Raw genomic sequence first — 18,826 nt, forward strand, 5'->3', positions numbered from 1 at the left:
ACCGATATTCGAGGAGATAGAAGGAACGTGGCATCGTCTTCGGCGCCGGTGCACCCTGCCCGCTACCTGTCGGTCTTCTTGTTGCTGCTCGTCGGCGTCTACCTGCTGGTGTTCCTGACCGGGGATAAGCGCGCCGCCCCCAAGCTCGGCATCGACCTGCAGGGCGGCACCCGCGTCACGCTGACGGCGCGCACCCCGGACGGGTCGCGCCCCAGCCGCGACGCGCTGGCGCAAGCGCAGCAGATCATCAGCGCGCGGGTCAACGGGCTGGGCGTCTCCGGTTCCGAGGTCGTGGTCGACGGCGACAACCTGGTCATCACCGTCCCCGGCAATGACGGCAACGAGGCTCGCAACCTGGGGCAGACCGCCCGGCTGTACATCCGCCCGGTGCTCAACTCGATGCCGGCGCAGGCCGTCCAGCCCAAGCCCGCCCCGCAGGCGGCCCCGCCGGCTCAGGCGCCGCCCCCGGGCCCGGCACCCTCTGGCCAGCCGGCGCCCGGTCAGGCGCCGCCCCCGGGCCAGGCGCCACCGCCGGCCGGCCAGCCCGCGCCGGCTCAGCCCGCGCCGCCGGGGGGCCGACCACCGGCCCAGCCGCGGCCGTACCCGCAGGACCCGCCGCCGCCCAGCCCCGCACCGCCCCCCGCGCCCGCGGGCAACGCGCCGCCGGCCGACGTGCCCCCGGCCGAGCAGCCGGCGCCGGCCGACCCGCGCAAGGAACTCGCCGAGCGCATCGCCGACGAGAAGAAGTGGCGGCAGAGCACCCGTCAGGGTGTTCAGTTCCTGGCGCTGCAGTTCCAGGCCACCCGCTGCGACAAAGAAGACATCCTGGCCGGCAATGACGACCCGAAGCTGCCGCTGGTGACGTGTTCGACCGACCACAAGGTGGCCTACCTGCTGGCGCCCTCGATCATCAGCGGCGACCAGATCCAGGACGCCACCTCGGGCATGAATCAGCGCGGCATCGGTTACGTCGTCGACGTGCAGTTCAAGCCGGCGGCGGCGAACACCTGGGCGGACTTCACCGCCGCCCACATCGGCACCCAGACCGCCTTCACGCTGGACTCCCAGGTGGTCAGCGCCCCGATGATCCAGGAGGCCATCCCCGGCGGCCGGACCCAGATCACCGGCGGTGACCCGCCGTTCACCGCCGCGACCGCCAAGCAGCTGGCCAACGTCCTGAAATACGGCTCATTGCCGCTGTCCTTCGAATCCTCGGAGGCCCAAACCGTCTCGGCGACACTGGGATTGACCTCGCTGCGAGCGGGGCTGATCGCGGGTGCGATCGGTTTGGTGTTGGTGTTGCTGTACTCGTTGCTGTATTACCGAGTGTTGGGCCTGCTCACCGCGCTCTCGCTAACCGCCTCCGGCGCAATGATTTTCGCCATCCTGGTGATCCTGGGCCGGCAGATCAACTACACCCTGGATCTTGCGGGCATCGCGGGTCTGATCATCGGCATCGGCACCACCGCGGACTCGTTCGTGGTGTTCTTCGAGCGCATCAAAGACGAGATCCGGGAAGGCCGATCGTTCCGGTCGGCGGTGCCCCGAGGCTGGGTGCGGGCCCGCAAGACGATCGTGTCGGGCAACGCCGTCACTTTCCTGGCCGCCGCGGTGCTCTACGCCCTGGCGATCGGCCAGGTGCGGGGATTCGCCTTCACGCTGGGTCTCACCACGATCCTCGACGTCGTGGTGGTGTTCCTGGTGACCTGGCCGCTGGTCTACCTGGCGTCCAAGTCGCCGACGTTGGCCAAACCCGCCTACAACGGCCTGGGCGCGATACAGCAGGTCGCCCGCGAGCGCCGGGCGTCGGCGCAAGTCAAGACGGGACGGGGATAGCGTGATGGCCTCCAAAGGCAAGGCCCAAACCGACGCGGCCGAAGCGACCGAGATCACCGAAGCCGGCGCGGTGGAGCAGGCCGCCGAGACCGGCGCCGCGCAGCCGCACCACAGCTTCCTCGCGCGGCTCTACACCGGCACCGGCGCGTTCGAGGTGATCGGCCGGCGTCGCCTCTGGTACGGGATCAGCGGGGCGATCGTCGCGGTCGCCCTCGTCAGCATCGTCTTGCGGGGCTTCACCTTCGGGATCGATTTCAACGGCGGCACCACGGTGTCGATGCCCACCGCGGGCTCGTCGGGCACCGTCACGACGGCCACCGTGTCCGACGTCTTCCGGAAGGCGATCGGCCGCGACCCGGAGTCGGTGGTGATCGTGGGCAACGGCGCCTCGGCCACGGTGCAGATCCGCTCGGAAACGCTGTCCAACGACCAGACGTCCAAGCTGCGCAACGCCCTGTTCGATGCCTTCCAGCCCAAGGGCGCGGACGGCAAGCCCAGCAAGCAGGCGATCAGCGACGCGGCGGTATCCGAGACCTGGGGTGATCAGATCACCGACAAGGCGGTGATCGCGCTGGTGGTGTTCTTGGCGTTGGTCAGCCTGTACATCACGGTGCGGTACGAGCGGTACATGGCCGTCTCCGCGCTGACGACCATGGTGTTCGACCTGACCGTGACCGCGGGGGTGTACTCGCTGGTCGGTTTCGAAGTCACCCCGGCCACCGTCATCGGCCTGCTGACGATCCTCGGTTTCTCCCTGTACGACACCGTCATCGTCTTCGACAAGGTCGAGGAGAACACTCACGGATTCCAGCACACCACCCGGCGCACGTTCGCCGAGCAGGCCAACCTGGCGATCAACCAGACGTTCATGCGCTCGATCAACACCAGCCTGATCGGGGTGTTGCCGGTGCTGGCGCTGATGGTCGTGGCGGTGTGGCTGCTGGGCGTCGGCACGTTGAAGGACCTGGCGCTGGTACAGCTGGTCGGCATCTTGGTCGGCACCTACTCGTCGATCTTCTTCGCCACGCCGCTGCTGGTCACCCTGCGCGAGCGCACCGAGCTGGTGCGCACGCACACCCGCCGCGTCACCCGCCGGCGCAAGGGCGGGGCCGAACCGGCCGAGGAGGCGAAGCCCACCGCGGACGAACCGGCGTCGTCGGAGACCACCGCATCGGTGTCGGCAACCTCCGACAAGCCCGCACCCAACAAGCCGGCGCCAGGCGCCCGCCCGGTGCGGCCGGCCGGGACCCGGCGTCCGAGCGGCAAGCGAAACGCCGGCCGGCGGTAGTCGCCATGGCCACCAGGTACCGCCTCGCTGGGGGCGCTATCGGTGTGGCCGCAATGCTCGTGGCGGCCGTCACGCTGTCCGCGTGCTCCGGCAGCGCCGCCGCCCAGATCGACTACGTGGTGGACGGCCCGCTGGTCACCTACAACGCCAACACCGTCGTCGGCGCCGCGTCGGCCGGGGCGCAGGCGTTCGCACGCACGCTCGCCGGCTTCAGCTATCACGGTCCGGACGGGCAAACCGTCGCCGACCGGGACTTCGGCACGGTCGCGGTGGTGAGCGGTTCACCGCTGGTCCTCGACTACCAGATCGCCGACAACGCCGTCTACTCCGACGGCAAGCCGGTGACCTGCGACGACCTGGTGCTGGCGTGGGCGGCCCAGTCCGGCCGGTATCCCGACTTCAACGCCGCCACCCGGGCCGGTTACCTGGACATCGCCAACGTCGAATGCCTGCCCGGTCAGAAGAAGGCCCGGGTGTCGTTCATCCCGGATCGCGGCGTCGTGGACTACAACCAGCTGTTCACCGCCACGTCGCTGATGCCGTCGCACGTCATCGCCGACCAGCTCCACGTCGACGTGACCGCCGCCCTGCTCAGCGGCAACACCCAACTCGTGCAGCAGATCGCCCGGCTGTGGAACACCATCTGGGACCTCAAGCCTGGGCTGGACCTGAAGAACTTCCCGTCGTCGGGGCCGTACAAGATCGAACGCATCCTCGACGGCGGCGCGGTGGTGCTCGTCGCCAATGACCGATGGTGGGGCCCCAGGGCCGTCACCAAGCGGATCACCGTCTGGCCGCAGGGTCCCGACATCCAGGACCGGGTCAACAACCGCAGCGTCGACGTGGTCGACGTCGCGGCGGGCTCGTCGGGAACGCTGACGACACCGGACAACTACGAGCGCGCCGACTCCCCGTCGGCCGGCATCGAGCAGCTGATCTTCGCGCCGCAGGGGCCGCTCTCGCAGCCCAAGGCCCGGCGCGCGCTGGCGCTGTGCACGCCGCGCGACACGCTCGCGCGCGACGCCGGGGTGCCGATCGCCAATTCCCGCCTGAACCCGGCCGCCGACGACCCCGCCACCGCCGGCGACGGTGCCGCCGAGGCCGGCCAGTTCGCCAAGGCGGACCCGGGCGCCGCCCGCGACGCGCTCGGCGGTGCGCCGATGACGGTGCGCATCGGCTACCACGGGCCCAACGCGCGGCTGGCGGTCAACGTCGGGGTCATCACCAAATCCTGTGCCGCCGCCGGTATCACCGTCGCCAACGTCGCGCTGGACACCTCCGGGCCCCAGGCGCTCAGGGACGGGAAGATCGACGTGCTCCTGGCCAGCACCGGCGGGGCCGCCGGTAGCGGGTCGACGGGCTCGTCGGCGATGGACGCCTACGATCTGCACACCGGCAACGGCAACAACCTGTCCGGGTACACGAACCCGCAGGTCGACGGCGCGATCGCGGCGCTGGCGGTGTCGGCCGACCCCGCCGAGCGCGTCCGGCTGCTGGGCGAGGCGGCGCCGATACTGTGGGGCGACATGCCCACGTTGCCCCTCTACCGCCAGCAACGCACCCTGTTGAGGTCGAAGAAGATGTACGCCGTGAGCAAGAACCCCACTCGCTGGGGTGCGGGCTGGAACATGGACCGATGGGCGCTGGTCCAGTGACCGGTGTGGGCGGGAGCGCGTCGGTTGCCAACGTCATCGCCTCGCTGTTGCGCGAGGTGTCCGACTTTCCCAAACCGGGGGTCCAGTTCAAGGACCTCACGCCCGTGTTCGCCGACCCGCGGGGGTTGACGGCGGTCACCGACGCGCTGGCCGAGATCGCCACGGGCGCCGACCTGGTGGCCGGGATCGACTCCCGCGGCTTCCTGGCCGCGGCGGCCGTCGCCGACCGGCTGCGCACGGGCGTGCTGGCCATTCGCAAGGGCGGCAAGCTGCCGCCGCCCGTGCACGCCGAGCACTACGACCTGGAGTACGGCAGTGCCACGCTGGAAATCCCCGCCGACGGCATCGACCTGCGTGGACGACACGTCGTGATCATCGATGACGTGCTGGCCACCGGGGGCACCCTCGCCGCGGCGGCCCGGCTGCTGGAACGCAGCGGCGCCCGTGTGATCGCGGCCGCGGTGATCCTCGAGCTGACCGCGCTCGGGGGCCGTCAAGCGGTCGCGGACTTGCCGCTGCACAGCCTCAGTCGCGTCTAGCGGCGCCCACCGCGCGATATCCTCGAGGTCGGAGGTGACCAACGTGGCGGACGAGAAGAGCGCGGCGCAGGCGCTTGACGCGCCCACCGACGCCGGCGACGCCCTGCTGGTCGGGGAGCCGGTCACGGCGCAGGCCGAGCCGCCGGAGCCGCCGACGGAGACGCTGAAGGTCCCCAGCAGCGCGTCTCGCCGGGTCCGGGCCCGGCTGGCCCGGCGGATGACCGCCCAGCGCACCACGCTCAACCCGGTGCTGGAACCGCTCGTGGCGGTGCACCGGGAGTTCTACCCGAAGGCGAACCTGTCGTTGCTGCAGCGCGCCTACGAGGTTGCCGACCAGCGGCACGCCACGCAGTTGCGCCATTCCGGCGATCCTTACATCACCCACCCCCTGGCGGTCGCGAACATCCTCGCCGAATTGGGCATGGACACCACCACTTTGGTGGCCGCGCTGTTGCACGACACCATCGAGGACACCGGTTACACGCTCGAGGCGTTGAGCGAGGAGTTCGGCGAGGAGGTGGGTCACCTCGTCGACGGCGTGACCAAGCTGGACCGGGTGGTGCTGGGCACCGCCGCCGAGGGCGAGACCATCCGCAAGATGATCACCGCGATGGCCCGCGACCCCCGGGTGCTGGTGATCAAGGTCGCCGACCGGCTGCACAACATGCGCACCATGCGCTTCCTGCCGCCGGAAAAGCAGGCCCGCAAGGCCCGCGAGACACTGGAAGTCATTGCGCCCCTTGCGCATCGGCTGGGCATGGCCAGCGTCAAGTGGGAGCTGGAAGACCTGTCCTTCGCAATCCTGCACCCCAAGAAGTACGAGGAGATCGTCCGGCTGGTCGCCGGCCGCGCGCCGTCGAGGGACACCTACCTGGCGAAGGTCCGCGCGGAGATCATCAACACCCTCAACGCGTCGAAGATCAAGGCGACGGTGGAGGGCCGCCCCAAGCACTACTGGTCGATCTATCAGAAGATGATCGTCAAGGGTCGCGACTTCGACGACATCCACGACCTGGTCGGCATCCGCATCCTGTGCGACGAGATCCGGGACTGTTACGCCGCGGTCGGCGTGGTGCATTCGCTGTGGCAGCCGATGGCCGGGCGGTTCAAGGACTACATCGCCCAGCCCAGATACGGTGTCTACCAGTCGCTGCACACCACCGTGGTCGGGCCGGAGGGCAAGCCGCTGGAAATCCAGATCCGCACCCGGGACATGCATCGCACCGCCGAATACGGCATCGCGGCACACTGGCGCTACAAGGAAGCCAAGGGGCGCAACGGCGTTCCGCATCCGCACGCCGCCGCCGAGATCGACGACATGGCCTGGATGCGTCAGCTGCTCGACTGGCAGCGGGAGGCCGCCGACCCGGGCGAGTTCCTGGAGTCGTTGCGCTACGACCTTGCGGTGCAAGAGATCTTCGTGTTCACCCCGAAAGGTGACGTCATCACCCTGCCCAACGGGTCGACGCCCGTGGACTTCGCCTACGCGGTGCACACCGAGGTCGGCCACCGGTGCATCGGCGCCAGGGTCAACGGGCGGCTGGTTGCGCTGGAGCGCAAGCTGGAAAACGGCGAAGTCGTCGAGGTTTTCACGTCGAAGGCGCCCAACGCCGGCCCGTCGCGCGACTGGCAGCAGTTCGTGGTGTCGCCGCGCGCCAAGGCGAAGATCCGGCAGTGGTTCGCCAAGGAGCGCCGTGAGGAGGCGCTGGAGACCGGCAAGGAGGCGATGGCCCGCGAGGTGCGCCGCGGCGGGCTTCCCTTGCAGCGCTTGGTCAATGGCGAGTCGATGGCCGCGGTGGCCCGCGAACTGCACTACGCGGACGTGTCCGCGCTCTACACCGCGATCGGCGAGGGCCATGTGTCGGCGCGCCATGTCGTGCAGCGGCTGCTGGCCGAGCTCGGCGGAATCGACCAAGCCGAAGAGGATCTCGCCGAGCGGTCCACACCGACGACCATGCTGCGGCGCCCGCGCAGCAGCGACGACGTCGGGGTCTCGGTCCCCGGCGCCCCGGGCGTGCTGTCCAAGCTGGCCAAGTGCTGCACCCCGGTGCCCGGCGATGCGATCATGGGGTTCGTCACCCGCGGCGGGGGTGTGAGCGTGCACCGCACCGACTGCACCAACGCCGCGTCGCTGCAGCAGCAGTCCGAGCGCATCATCGAAGTGCATTGGGCGCCGTCGCCGTCGTCGGTGTTCCTGGTGGCCATCCAGGTCGAGGCGCTCGACCGGCACCGGCTGCTCTCCGACGTCACCCGGGTGCTGGCCGACGAGAAGGTCAACATCCTGTCGGCGTCGGTCACCACATCCAATGACCGGGTGGCGATCAGCCGGTTCACCTTCGAGATGGGTGACCCCAAGCACCTCGGGCATCTGCTCAACGTGGTGCGCAACGTCGAGGGCGTCTTCGACGTCTACCGCGTGACGTCGGCGGCTTAACGGACCTGACGGCCGCGGCTAGCCGACGCGGACCGAGGTGATGGTGACCGGGTTGGTGGGGGCGCCACTCTGACGATTGCCGGCGATGCCCGCCTGGGCGATCTTGTCGAGAACCGCCAGGCCCGCCTCGTTGATGGTGCCGAATACCGTGCTCTGGGGCGCCAATTCCGAATCCCGGAAGATCAGCGAGAACTGGCTGCCGTTGGTGTTGGGTCCGTCGGTGGCCATGATCACGGTGCCGCGGGGGTACATCACGGTGGCCCGAAGGGCGGGATCCCCGGCCGGGTACTGGTTGGTGGGGTATTCGTCGGCGAACTGGTAGCCGGGGCCACCGGAGCCGTCGGATTCCGGACCGCCGCACAGCAGCGACCCCCCATCGGTGGAGTCGATCAGGCGCGCGCACTGGGTGTTGTCGAAGAACTGCTGCTTCGCCAGGCTGACGAAGCTGTTGACCGTGCATGGCGATTCGGAGTTGGCGAGCTGAACACCGATGTCACCGAAGTTGGTGGTGATGGTGGCCGGGATCTGCGGCGGCTCGGTCGACACCCTGCCCGACCGGGGCGGGCTGACGGGCTTGACGATGGTGTCGGGCGCGCTCGGATAGTCGCAGTTTGCGCCCGGATCCGCCGGCGGAGCGAACGCCGGTAGCGGCGGGACCGTCGCCGTCGCCTGGGCCGTCGGCCCGGGATTGGACCCGAGCCTGCCCGGCACCCGCGCGCGCGTCGGGGTGCTCGACGCCGCGCTGTTGGTGGGGCCGTCGTTCTCGGTGACCAGCGCGATGACCAACGCCACCACCGCGGCCAGCGCCAGGGCCGACGCGCCGACGATGCCCAGCAGCAGGCGCCGGGAGTGCGTGGGCGGGTGATACGGCGGCCGCGGATCGGGATTGGCGCCCGTCGGGGGGAAGTCCGGTGTGGGTGACGCGGCGGTCGGTGGCGGCGGTGGGGGCCCCGGCGCCGCGGCTGCCGCCGGGACGGCCAATGCCGCCCGGGCGGCTTCGGCGAGTTCCATCGCCGACTGGTAGCGGTGGTCGGGATCTTTGGCCATGCCACGGGCGACCACCGCATCGAGGGCCGCGGGCACCCCGGCTGACGTCGTCGACGGTCGCGGCGGCGGGGTGTTCAGGTGTGCGTTGAGTTGTTCCTCGAGGCTGTCGCCGGCATAGGGCCGCTTGCCGGTCAGACACTCGTGCAGCACGCAGGCCAACGAATACACGTCGGCGCGGTGATCCGTCGTGCCCCTGAACCGCTCGGGTGCCATGTAGGCGACGGTGCCCATCGTGTGCCCGGTCTGCGTGAGCGAGGTGTCCGCCATGGCGCGGGCGATGCCGAAGTCGATCAGGTAGACGAAGTCACGCGCGTTGGTGACCAAGATGTTCTTCGGCTTGATGTCGCGGTGGATGAGGCCCACCTGGTGTGCGCTGTCCAGCGCCGCGGCGACCTGTTCGATCACCGCGACGGCGCGCTCGGGGGACAGCCGCCCGCCGTTCTCCTCGATGTACTGCAGCAGGTCGCGGCCCTCGATGAGCCGCATGTCGACGTAGAGCCGTCCGTCGATCTCGCCGTAACTGTGGATGGGCACCACGTGCGGATCGTTGAGGCTTGCCGCTATGCGCGCCTCGCGGCGGAATCGTTGCTGAAACTGTTGATCCTCGGCCAAGTTCGGGGGCAGCACCTTCAGGGCGACGACCCGATCGGTCGCGGCGTCGTAGGCGCGATACACCTCTCCCATCCCGCCGCGCCCCAGGACGTCCAGCAATTGGTATTGCCCGAAAGACTGTGACCCCACGCCACGACCTTAAGCGGTGCACCGCCCGCAGGCCGCGCGATTCTCACCAAACCGGGGCTGCGTTGCGCGGCTTGGCTTTAGTCGAGCAGCAGCGACGTGATGGTGACGTCGGAAGCCGGTGCGCTGTCCTCACCGCCGCCGGCGACGCCGGCCTTGGCGATCTTGTCCAGCGTGGCCAGCCCGTCGGGCTGGATGGTGCCGAAGACCGTGTATTGGGGCGGCAGCTGGGAGTCCTTGTACACCATGAAGAACTGGCTGCCGTTGGTCCCGGGCCCGGCGTTGGCCATCGCCAGGGTGCCGCGCGGGTAGAGCACGGGCTGTTGGGCCTTCGGGTCGTTCGGCGGGTACTGGTCGGTCGGGTACTCGTTGGCGAATTGGTACCCCGGACCGCCGGTGCCGTCGCCCTTGGGGTCACCGCACTGCAGCACGCCCAGGTCCGGCGATGTGGTCAGCCGGTGGCATTTGGTGTTGTCGAAATATTTCTGGCCGATCAGGCTCGCGAAACTGTTTACCGTGCAAGGTGATTCGTTGTTGGCGAGCATCAGCCCGATGCGGCCCTGGTTGGTCACCATGCTGGCGCTCACTTGGGCCGGGTCGGTCGGCACCTTGCCGGTGCGCGGCGGCTTGACCTGCTTGGCCGCCGGTTCCGGTGACGCCGGGTACTGGCAGTTGGCGCCCAGGTCGGCCGACGGCTTGAACGCCGGCAACGGCGGAACGGGCGGCGTCGGTCCGGCGGGCGTGGTGGTCTCGGGGGAGCTGCTGGCCGCGGAGGAGGTGGAGCTCGCGGCGCTGTTGCTCTTGTGCTCGTGTTTGTTGTTGATCACGGCGAGCACCACCGCGACGACCACGGCCACGGCCACGATCGAGCCGGCGGCGATCACCACGATCCGGCGCATCTTGGCTTGCTTCGCGCGGCGCTCCAGTTGCCGTTCGAGCTTGCGCTTGGCGTTGGCACGTCGTTGTTCATTGGTCGGCACGGCCGTATGCCTCCATGGTCGGTAAGTCGGCTGCCCGCAAAAGGCGTCGGTGGCCAGCTCAGGCTAATGTGGGCGCCGCGACCGGTGTCAAGTGGGGCCCGTGGGAAACTGGGAACCGTGTTGATCACCGGATTTCCCGCCGGCGTGTTGCAGTGCAACTGCTACGTGCTGGCCGAGCGGCCGGGGACGGACGCCGTCATCGTGGATCCGGGGCAGCGGGTGATGGGCTCGTTGCGGCGCATTCTCGACGAGAATCGGCTGACCCCGGCCGCGGTGTTGCTCACCCACGGCCACATCGACCACATGTGGTCCGCGCAGAAGGTGTCCGACACCTATGGCTGCCCGACCTACATCCATCCCGAGGACCGATTCATGCTGAAAGACCCGATCTACGGCCTGGGCCCGCGGGTGGCGCAGCTGATGGCGGGTGCCTTCTTCCGGGAGCCCAGGCAGGTCGTCGAGCTGGACCGGGACGGCGACAAGCTCGATCTCGGCAGCGTGACCGTCAACGTCGATCACACCCCCGGGCACACGCGCGGATCGGTGGTCTTCCGGGTCGCCGGAGACAAAGCCGGCGGCAAAGAGGTGGTGTTCACCGGTGACACCCTGTTCGAGCGCTCGGTGGGCCGCACCGACCTGCACGGCGGCAGCGGCCGCGACCTGCTGACCTCGATCGTGGAAAAACTGCTGGTGCTCGACGACGAGACGGTGGTCCTGCCGGGGCACGGCAACGCCACCACCATCGGCGCCGAGCGGCGTTTCAACCCGTTCCTCGAAGGCCTGAGCCCGTGACGCAGTTCTCGGCGTTCTTCGCGCCCAAGGGGGTGCCGGACTACGTCCCGCCGGACTCCGCGCAGTTCGTGGCCGTGCGGGACGGATTGCTCGGTGCGGCACGCCGGGCCGGCTACGGCGACATCGAGTTGCCCATCTTCGAAGACACCGGCCTGTTCGCCCGCGGCGTCGGCGAATCGACCGACGTGGTGTCCAAGGAGATGTACACCTTCGCCGACCGCGGCGACCGCTCGGTCACGTTGCGCCCCGAGGGCACCGCCGGGGTGGTGCGCGCGGTGATCGAGCACGGCCTGGACCGCGGGGCGTTGCCGGTCAAACTCTGTTATGCGGGCCCGTTCTTCCGCTACGAGCGTCCCCAGGCCGGCCGTTACCGACAGCTGCAGCAGGTCGGCGTGGAGGCGATCGGTGTCGACGATCCGGCGCTGGACGCCGAGGTGATCGCCGTCGCCGACGCCGGGTTCCGTTCCCTCGGGCTGGACGGCTTCCGCCTGGAGCTCACCTCGCTGGGCGACGACAGCTGTCGCCCCCAGTATCGGGAGCTGTTGCAGGACTTCCTCTTCGGGCTCGACCTCGACGACGAGACGCGCAGGCGCGCCGCGATCAACCCGCTGCGGGTCCTCGACGACAAGCGACCCGAGGTGCGGGCCATGACGGCCGACGCGCCGGTGCTGCTCGACCACCTGTCCGATGTCGCCAAACAACACTTCGACACCGTGCTGGCCCACCTGGACGCGTTCGGCGTGCCCTACGTCATCAACCCGCGCATGGTGCGCGGGCTGGACTACTACACCAAGACCACCTTCGAGTTCGTGCACGACGGTCTGGGCGCCCAATCCGGGATCGGCGGCGGGGGCCGCTACGACGGCCTGATGCACGAACTCGGCGGGCAGGCCCTGTCGGGCATCGGGTTCGGGCTCGGCGTGGACCGCACCCTGCTGGCGCTGCGGGCCGAGGGCAAGAGCGTGGGGGAGACCACCCGCTGCGACGTGTTCGGGGTGCCGCTGAGCGACCAGGCCAAGCTGAAGCTGGCGGTGCTGGCCGCCCGGCTGCGCGCCTCGGGTGTCCGGGTCGACATGGCCTATGGCGACCGCGGCCTCAAGGGCGCGATGCGCGCGGCCGACCGTTCCGGTGCCCGCATCGCGCTGGTCCTCGGCGACCGGGACATCCAGTCCGGCACGGTCGGGGTGAAGGATCTCACCACCGGGGATCAGGTGAGCGTGGCCATGGATTCCGTTGTGGCCGAGGTGCTTTCGCGGCTAACCCGCTGACCGGCGGCGCGGGCACGCGCTAGGTGACGATATCGCGGGGGTTTTGCGCTAATTCGGCAAGTTGGCCAGGAAGCACCGCACCTGGGTGGCGGCGTCACTCGGCTTGACTCCCATGTCCACCAATCTTTGGACTATTTGCGCAGAGGGCACGCCGCCACTGAAATCCGTCCACATCACGTGCACGCTGGGAAACCAGTCTTCTGCGGAAACTCCCGGCGGTGGGGGCTTCGCATCGCCGCCGAGGCACTGAACGTAACCATCGACGCCGGTGTCGGCGTGAGCGGGCGACGCCCCGATCAGCACGGCGGTGGTCACGCAGACCGCCGCGGCGACATAGGTGAACCGCATGCCGCAATATACCTCGCCTTCGCATTGTCTAACGAAGAGCATTGTCTAACGAAGAGCATTGTCTAACGAAGGCAAATCTCGGGCCGCCCACCGCGAACGGCCCCGGCCCCGCCCGGGGACGCGGGTCAGCTTTTCTTGCTGGGAATGATGATGACGACTATCAACGTGAGAATCGAGAAGAACAGCCCGAGAATTCCCCAGCCCAGCGGATTGCGGCCCTTCATCATTGCGATAACCCCGCACACAATTGCAGCGATGACACTGCCGATCGCGACGAAGATCCCTTTGATGCCGCGGAGGATAAAGCCCGCCGCGACCGGGTCCGAACTCGCCAGAATCACCGAGTGCAACATGTCAGGTCCTTTCATGAGGGGCTGTGGGGTGATACCCGCACGAATGAGCGACAAAACCGCTGCCGAATATTGGCGTTTATCCAAAACCCCCGCTTCCGGGCGGAAACACGGCATACGCCGGTTTATCCGCGTGGATAACCGCGGCGTACGGTGCGGTCGAGAATTCCGAGGGTCGCCCGCAATGCCGCCTCGGACAGGATCGGGAAAATTCCGGCTTCCCGCCACTTGGGGTCGATTTTCGACCAGTCGTAGAACGAGGTGACCACGGTCGCCGAGCCGTCTTCGGTGGGCTGGAGCCGATAGCCGTAGACGTGACCGATCGGCGGTTGGATTTGACCGAGAACCGTCCACGCGATCAAACGATCCTGTTCGAATTCGGTGATGTCGACGGTGACGTCGTATTTACCGAATTGCGGAAAGTCGTTCAGCGCTTCGCGGTCCATGTGCACGACGAACCGCTCACCGACGCGACGTACCGGATCGCCGTCCGCGTCCTGCAGCATCCCGGACGAGTCGATCGCGACGTGCCCCTGCGGGTCACACAGCACGGCGAAGATGTCCGGCGGCGCCGCCGCGATGGTCCGCTGAACCTCGATGCGTTCGGTCATGGGTCCCTCGCGGCCGGAGTAGGTACGACAGGGTCGTCGCTCACTCTACGACCGTCGCGGCACTTTCGGTGCCCTCGCTACCCCGCGGATCCGCGCGGGGTGCGCGTCGGATTCGGGTTCATCAGCCGTCCGTGCGCGATCACCGATCCGTGTTGCTTGAGACGCTGGATGCGGGTGCTGACCTCGTAGGTGAGGACCTCGTCGATGGCCCCCAGGCGGGTGGTGAGGTACTCATACAAGTCGTGGACGTCACGGCAGATGACGACGGCCATCAGGTTCTTGCTTCCGCTGACGGCGGCGGCGAAGGCGACTTGGTCGTGCGCTGCGATCTGTTCCCCGACGCGGTGTACGTGCTGGGGTGCGGCGGTCAGCCAGAGCATGGCGCTGAGGGGGTGACCGAGTCGCTCGGGAAGCACATCGACGTCGTAGAGCAACGACCCGGCCGCTTCGAGCGCCGCCAGCCGCCTGCGGACTCGCGCCACCGACCAGCCCGTGCATTCGGCCAGCCGCGAGTGGGGGGCGCGGCCGTCGTCGGCCAGCGCGTCGAGCATGGGCCGGTCCTCGACAGTGGGCCGGGACGGCCGGCCGGTTACCGGGCGGTCGACAACACCGAGAAGTTGCTCGGCCTGTTGCGCGTTGAGCTTGTGGCCGTAGCCCGTCCACGGTGCGGTGGTGGGTCGCCCGAAAGTGTGCAGCACCACATCGATGTCGATGTCGATGACCGAACTCGTTCGCGGAAGCCGCTGTAGCAGAACGTCTTCGCGACTCTCGCCGAGCGGTGCCCGGATAGTGCAGACCAGGTCGGTCCAACCCGACAGGACGTTGGCGTGGGATACATCCGGGCTCCGAATCAGCGCGTCGGCCAGGTGCGGTATGCGGTCGGGCTTGGCGTGTATCCGGCAAACCCAATGGGCCCAATCGGTACCGCCGTCGACCCCCTCCAGCCCCACGACGCGCACGACCCCGTTCCGGCGCAGCCGGTGGTAGCGCCGGGCGACCGTTTGTTCGGTCGCTCCGACAACCTCGGCGATCCGGCGAAACGGCACCCTGGGCGATATCTGCAACGCATGCAGAATCTGTCCGTCCAGCGAGTCGATCATGAGTGATAGTAGACACGCATCGGCGATCAATGAGGATTTCTGGGCTCTTCGGGCCGCACATTGGCAATTCCGTTGCCGCCGCTGCCAGCCTTGCATCGTGAAGTTGATGCGCAACGTCGTCCTGGTCACCGCGGGAGCCCCGCCGGGATCGTCGTCGGCACCGCCCGGGCCGTCCGGTTCGTCCGGCGCCACGGCTCGTGCGGCGAAGTCTCCGGTGCCGTCAACCGGACGCCCCAGAACGAAATAGCGGAGGATGCCATGCACATCGGGATCGGACTGCCGGGCCACATTGCCCACGTGCCCGGGCCGTTGACCGTCCAGTGGGCGCGCCGGGCGGAACACCGGGGATTCGCCGGCCTGGCGACCATAGACCGGCTGGTCTATGAAAGCCTCGATTCGATCGTTGCCCTGTCCGTGGCCGCGGGCGCGACCAGTGAAATCGGTTTGACCACAAACGTTCTGCTGGCACCGCTGTATCCGGCCACACTGCTCGCCAAGCAAGTCGCCACCGTGGCGGCGGTCGCAGGCGGCCGGCTGACCCTGGGCCTGGGCGTGGGCAGCCGGACCGACGACTACGCGGCGGTCGGTGTCGACTTTGGCCGGCGGGGGCGCCTTCTTGACGCGTCGGTGGGGCTGATGCGCGAGGCGTGGCGCGCCACCCCGGTCACCGGTGACAGAGCGCTGTGCCCGGCGCCGGTACAGGTCCCCATCGTGTTCGGCGGAAAATCGGAGGCGACCCTGCGCCGCGTCGCGACCGTGGGCGACGGCTGGTCGGCCGGCGCCGTGCGTGACTACCACAACCAGTCCCTATTCGCCGATCGGATACGCGACGCGTGGCGGGGAGCGGGCCGGGCGGGCAGGCCGCAGCTGCACGCCAGCGTGAACTTCGCCTTCGGTGATGAGGAGACCGTCCGCGCCGGACGGTTGCACCTGCAGTCCTATTACGGATTCGTGCCCGACTACGCGGCTCTCAACGTGGCCGACATGTTGACCGCGCCGCAGGACGCGGCGGCCACCGTTCACGCCTACCGCGACCTCGGCTTCGACGGGCTCGTCTTTCATCCCTGTGTCGCCGCGCTCGATCAGGTCGACCGCCTCGCCGACGCGGTGCTCTGAACCGCGAGATGCGCGGCCGCCACTGACGCGCGGGAGGCTTGACAACCAATCGAACGAATGTTCGAATTGGTCATGCGCTGGGCGGGCCAGGCCGTCGCGGTCAACGGCGATCCGATCGAGGACGGGGCGCTGCCGGGGCTGCAGCGCATCGGTTTCGTCCGGAGCGTGCGCGCCCCGCAGTTCGAGGGGATCACCTTTCACGAGGTGCTGTGCAAGTCCGCGCTGAACAGGGTGCCCGGCGCTTCGGCGCTGCCCTTCCGCTTCACCGTCAACGGCTACCGCGGCTGCTCGCACGCGTGCCGCTACTGCTTTGCCCGGCCGACCCATGAATACCTGGACCTCAACTGCGGCAACGACTTTGACAGCCAGGTCATCGTCAAGACGAACGTCGTCGAGGTGCTGCGCCGCGAATTGCGGCGGCCGTCGTGGCGGCGCGAGATCGTCGCGCTGGGCACCAACACCGACCCCTACCAGCGGGCGGAAGGGCGCTACGCGCTGATGCCGGGCATCATCTCCGCCCTGGCCGAATCCGGCACGCCGCTGTCGATACTGACCAAGGGCACGCTGCTGCGGCGCGACCTGCCGTTGATCGCCGATGCGGCCGGGCGGGTTCCGCTGTCGGTCGCAGTGTCGCTGGCAATCGGCGACGCGGCCCTGCATCGAGACGTCGAGCCCGGAACCCCCACGCCGCAGGCGCGGCTGGCCCTGATCGGCGCGATCCGCGACGCCGGCCTGGATTGCCACGTGATGGTGGCGCCGGTGCTGCCCCACCTGACCGACTCCGTCGAGCAGCTCGACGGATTGCTCGGTCAGATCGCGGCCGCCGGCGCCACCGGTGTCACGGTCTTCGGCCTGCACCTGCGGGGCTCGACCCGGGGCTGGTTCATGTCCTGGCTCTCGCGCTCGCATCCCGAGCTGGTGGGCCGCTACCGCGAGCTGTACCGGCGCGGGGCGTACCTGCCGCCCGGTTACCGCGAGATGCTGCGGGAGCGGGCCGCGCCGCTGATCGCGACGTACCGGCTGGGCGGCGATCAGCGCTCGTTCCGTCAGCCCGCCCCGGCGTCCCGGGCGGAGCCGGAACCCGTTCAGGCGACGCTGTTTTGAACTAGGCCGGCCTGTCCCGGCGCGGCTTGGTCAGGGTGAACCGGTCCACCACGGTCACTTCGCCGAACGGCCCACTGAGCGCGTAGTGCGTGGCCTTGATCGAGGTGTTGCCGCCGGGCGGGCCCGGGTCCACGTCGAACGCCGCGAAGCCGTAAGGATTGTCCCGGTCGCGGAAGGCGGACCACGGCGCGTCCTCCAAGACGTAGATCGGCGACTTGCGCCCGAGGCCGGGGTCGAACGCGCCGACCCCGGTCAGCACGCGGCAGCGCGGCTCGGGGAAGAAGAACGCATTGGTGGGCGCGGACGTGCCGCCGCCGCCGATGACGACGTGCACCGTTCCCTTGGTGGGGTCGATGACGTCGGTGCGGGTGTCCACGGGTATCGGCGTTCGGGTGTCGGTCTGCTGCGTGCCGCGCAACGGGTGCGACCGTTCGTAATGGTGTTCGTGGCCGCATACCACCAGGTCGACCTGATAGTGGTCGAACAATGGCAGCCATTCCTCGCGGATGCCCAGGTCGGCACCGTTCGCGGGCTGGTCGGCGGTGGAGATCGCCGTCTGGTGCATGCACACAACGATCCAGTCGATGTCCGGGTCCCGCCGGGCGGCGGCGAGTTCGGCTGCCAGCCAACGCTTTTGCTCGCCGCCCGAGTAGCCGTGCACGTAGAAATTGCCGCCGTCCTGAAACGCCACGTCGTCGTTGTTCAGGCTGACCACCCGCACCGAGCCGGCGGTGAACGAGTACCACAGTCCGCGGGTCTCGGGGCTCGATCCCGAGTCGGGCACCGAAAAGTACGTTTGATAGGCGCCGTAACCGATGGGGCCGTTACCCGATTCGTTCTCGTGGTTGCCGGCCGCCGGCATCCACGGCCGGTAGCGGGCCGAGCGCGTGTTGTTCTCGAACCAGGCCGACCAGGTGCGGATCCGGTCTTGGGCGAGGTTGGCGTAGCACAGGTCGCCGTTGACCAGGTTGAACAGCGGCGCCATGCGTTCGATCGCGAGGGTGGTGTCGGCGGACGCGGGCGACCCGATGTTGTCCGTGCCGTAGCTGCCGTCGGGCATCCGCTCCACCGTCGGCGTCGACTGATCGCCGAAACTGGTGAAGCGAAACGGTTTTCGCCCAGACGGCGCGGTGCGGATGGTGCCCATTTCCGGCTCCGCGCCGTCGTGCACGGCGGCGTAGACGTAGTCGGTGTCCGGGGTGAGGTTCGTCAGGCGGGCGTGGTTCACGCGGACTTCGGTGTTGGACTTGGCGTCGCGATAGGTGCGGGTTTCGGCGGCGACCGTGCGCCCGAGGCCCGACGCCGGAGTGCCGAGCAGGACGCGCGGGTTGCGGACCGCGTCGACGGTGTGCCACGACACCACCGCCTCGGTGCCGGCGTTCCGGCCGAATTGCAGGTGCAGCCCGGTCACCGGCGGCGCGCCGTCACGGCTGGGCTGATACCACAGGGCCGGTGCGCTGGGCCGGGACCAGACCAGGGCGGCCCCGCCCCCGACGCCTGCCCCGAGGGCGGCCGAGACCGCGCTGGTCGTCAACAGCCTGCGCCGGCTGATGCCGGGGGCGCGGTCGTTGCCGTGGGGTGCTGGGGGATCGTCGACCACCCCTGCTTCATACCCGAGCG

16 protein-coding genes are annotated in these 18,826 nt (G+C 68.9%); 9 read left to right on the forward strand and 7 right to left on the reverse strand.

What is annotated here, in order from left to right:
* Positions 1-27 precede the first annotated feature (27 nt).
* From secD to G6N51_RS00470, 5 genes are read left to right on the forward strand one after another with little or no spacing between them, the layout of a single operon-like run.
* The gene (gene secD / locus G6N51_RS00450) at positions 28-1,836 is read left to right on the forward strand and encodes a protein translocase subunit SecD (RefSeq protein WP_163750593.1); all 1,809 of its coding nucleotides are present in this window, start codon (positions 28-30) and stop codon (positions 1,834-1,836) included.
* A 4-nt stretch (positions 1,837-1,840) separates the two neighbouring features.
* Entirely contained in the window at positions 1,841-3,124 is a 1,284-nt protein-coding gene (gene secF / locus G6N51_RS00455) for a protein translocase subunit SecF (RefSeq protein ID WP_083176081.1), read from the forward strand.
* Between the two features lie 5 nt (positions 3,125-3,129).
* Complete coding sequence (locus tag G6N51_RS00460) at positions 3,130-4,779, forward strand: ABC transporter substrate-binding protein (protein WP_083176049.1); 1,650 nt, start codon at positions 3,130-3,132, stop codon at positions 4,777-4,779.
* Complete coding sequence (locus G6N51_RS00465) at positions 4,761-5,318, forward strand: adenine phosphoribosyltransferase (protein WP_142275258.1); 558 nt, start codon at positions 4,761-4,763, stop codon at positions 5,316-5,318. Before G6N51_RS00460 ends, G6N51_RS00465 begins: the two co-directional genes overlap by 19 nt.
* 43 nt (positions 5,319-5,361) lie before the next feature.
* Positions 5,362-7,752, forward strand: a complete 2,391-nt coding sequence (locus tag G6N51_RS00470) for a RelA/SpoT family protein (protein WP_083176083.1) — start codon at positions 5,362-5,364, stop codon at positions 7,750-7,752.
* An 18-nt stretch (positions 7,753-7,770) separates the two neighbouring features.
* Here the strand turns inward: G6N51_RS00470 and G6N51_RS00475 are convergent, their stop codons facing one another.
* Both G6N51_RS00475 and G6N51_RS00480 read right to left on the reverse strand, forming a co-directional pair.
* The gene (locus G6N51_RS00475; RefSeq protein WP_264052307.1) at positions 7,771-9,540 is read right to left on the reverse strand and encodes a protein kinase domain-containing protein; all 1,770 of its coding nucleotides are present in this window, start codon (positions 9,538-9,540) and stop codon (positions 7,771-7,773) included.
* 77 nt (positions 9,541-9,617) lie between these two features.
* Positions 9,618-10,517: a peptidylprolyl isomerase gene (locus G6N51_RS00480; protein ID WP_083176055.1), complete on the reverse strand. Its 900-nt coding sequence runs from the start codon at positions 10,515-10,517 to the stop codon at positions 9,618-9,620.
* 117 nt (positions 10,518-10,634) lie between these two features.
* Between G6N51_RS00480 and G6N51_RS00485 the strand changes: the two genes are divergently transcribed.
* Together G6N51_RS00485 and hisS are read left to right on the forward strand one after the other, a co-directional pair.
* The gene (locus G6N51_RS00485; RefSeq protein ID WP_083176057.1) at positions 10,635-11,309 is read left to right on the forward strand and encodes an MBL fold metallo-hydrolase; all 675 of its coding nucleotides are present in this window, start codon (positions 10,635-10,637) and stop codon (positions 11,307-11,309) included.
* Positions 11,306-12,577, forward strand: a complete 1,272-nt coding sequence (gene hisS, locus G6N51_RS00490; RefSeq protein ID WP_083176059.1) for a histidine--tRNA ligase — start codon at positions 11,306-11,308, stop codon at positions 12,575-12,577. The genes G6N51_RS00485 and hisS overlap by 4 nt, the downstream gene beginning before the upstream one ends.
* Before the next feature lie 48 nt (positions 12,578-12,625).
* On the opposite strand, the gene G6N51_RS00495 is transcribed toward hisS, so the two are convergent.
* From G6N51_RS00495 to G6N51_RS00510, 4 genes are all read right to left on the reverse strand, one after another.
* Entirely contained in the window at positions 12,626-12,925 is a 300-nt protein-coding gene (locus G6N51_RS00495) for a hypothetical protein (RefSeq protein ID WP_083176061.1), read from the reverse strand.
* A 125-nt stretch (positions 12,926-13,050) separates the two neighbouring features.
* Positions 13,051-13,278 carry a deoxyribodipyrimidine photolyase gene (locus G6N51_RS00500; protein ID WP_083176085.1) on the reverse strand — a complete coding sequence of 76 codons (228 nt, stop codon included), beginning with the start codon at positions 13,276-13,278 and terminating at the stop codon, positions 13,051-13,053.
* Positions 13,279-13,400: 122 nt separating this feature from the next.
* Positions 13,401-13,886 carry an SRPBCC family protein gene (locus G6N51_RS00505; RefSeq protein WP_083176063.1) on the reverse strand — a complete coding sequence of 162 codons (486 nt, stop codon included), beginning with the start codon at positions 13,884-13,886 and terminating at the stop codon, positions 13,401-13,403.
* Between the two features lie 77 nt (positions 13,887-13,963).
* Positions 13,964-14,986 (reverse strand): Lrp/AsnC family transcriptional regulator, encoded by a 1,023-nt coding sequence (locus tag G6N51_RS00510; protein ID WP_083176065.1) that lies wholly within the window; start codon positions 14,984-14,986, stop codon positions 13,964-13,966.
* Between the two features lie 258 nt (positions 14,987-15,244).
* Here G6N51_RS00510 and G6N51_RS00515 point away from each other — a divergent pair, with 258 nt between their 5' ends.
* Together G6N51_RS00515 and G6N51_RS00520 are read left to right on the forward strand one after the other, a co-directional pair.
* Positions 15,245-16,102, forward strand: a complete 858-nt coding sequence (locus G6N51_RS00515; protein WP_083176067.1) for an LLM class flavin-dependent oxidoreductase — start codon at positions 15,245-15,247, stop codon at positions 16,100-16,102.
* 72 nt (positions 16,103-16,174) lie between these two features.
* Entirely contained in the window at positions 16,175-17,206 is a 1,032-nt protein-coding gene (locus G6N51_RS00520) for an Rv2578c family radical SAM protein (RefSeq protein ID WP_083176087.1), read from the forward strand.
* Between the two features lies 1 nt (position 17,207).
* Here the strand turns inward: G6N51_RS00520 and G6N51_RS00525 are convergent, their stop codons facing one another.
* Positions 17,208-18,806, reverse strand: coding sequence for a purple acid phosphatase family protein (locus G6N51_RS00525; protein WP_083176069.1), 1,599 nt, complete (start codon positions 18,804-18,806; stop codon positions 17,208-17,210).
* Between the last annotated feature and the right edge of the window lie 20 nt (positions 18,807-18,826).

It is taken from the genome of Mycobacterium paraseoulense, assembly GCF_010731655.1.
GTDB lineage: Bacteria > Actinomycetota > Actinomycetes > Mycobacteriales > Mycobacteriaceae > Mycobacterium > Mycobacterium paraseoulense.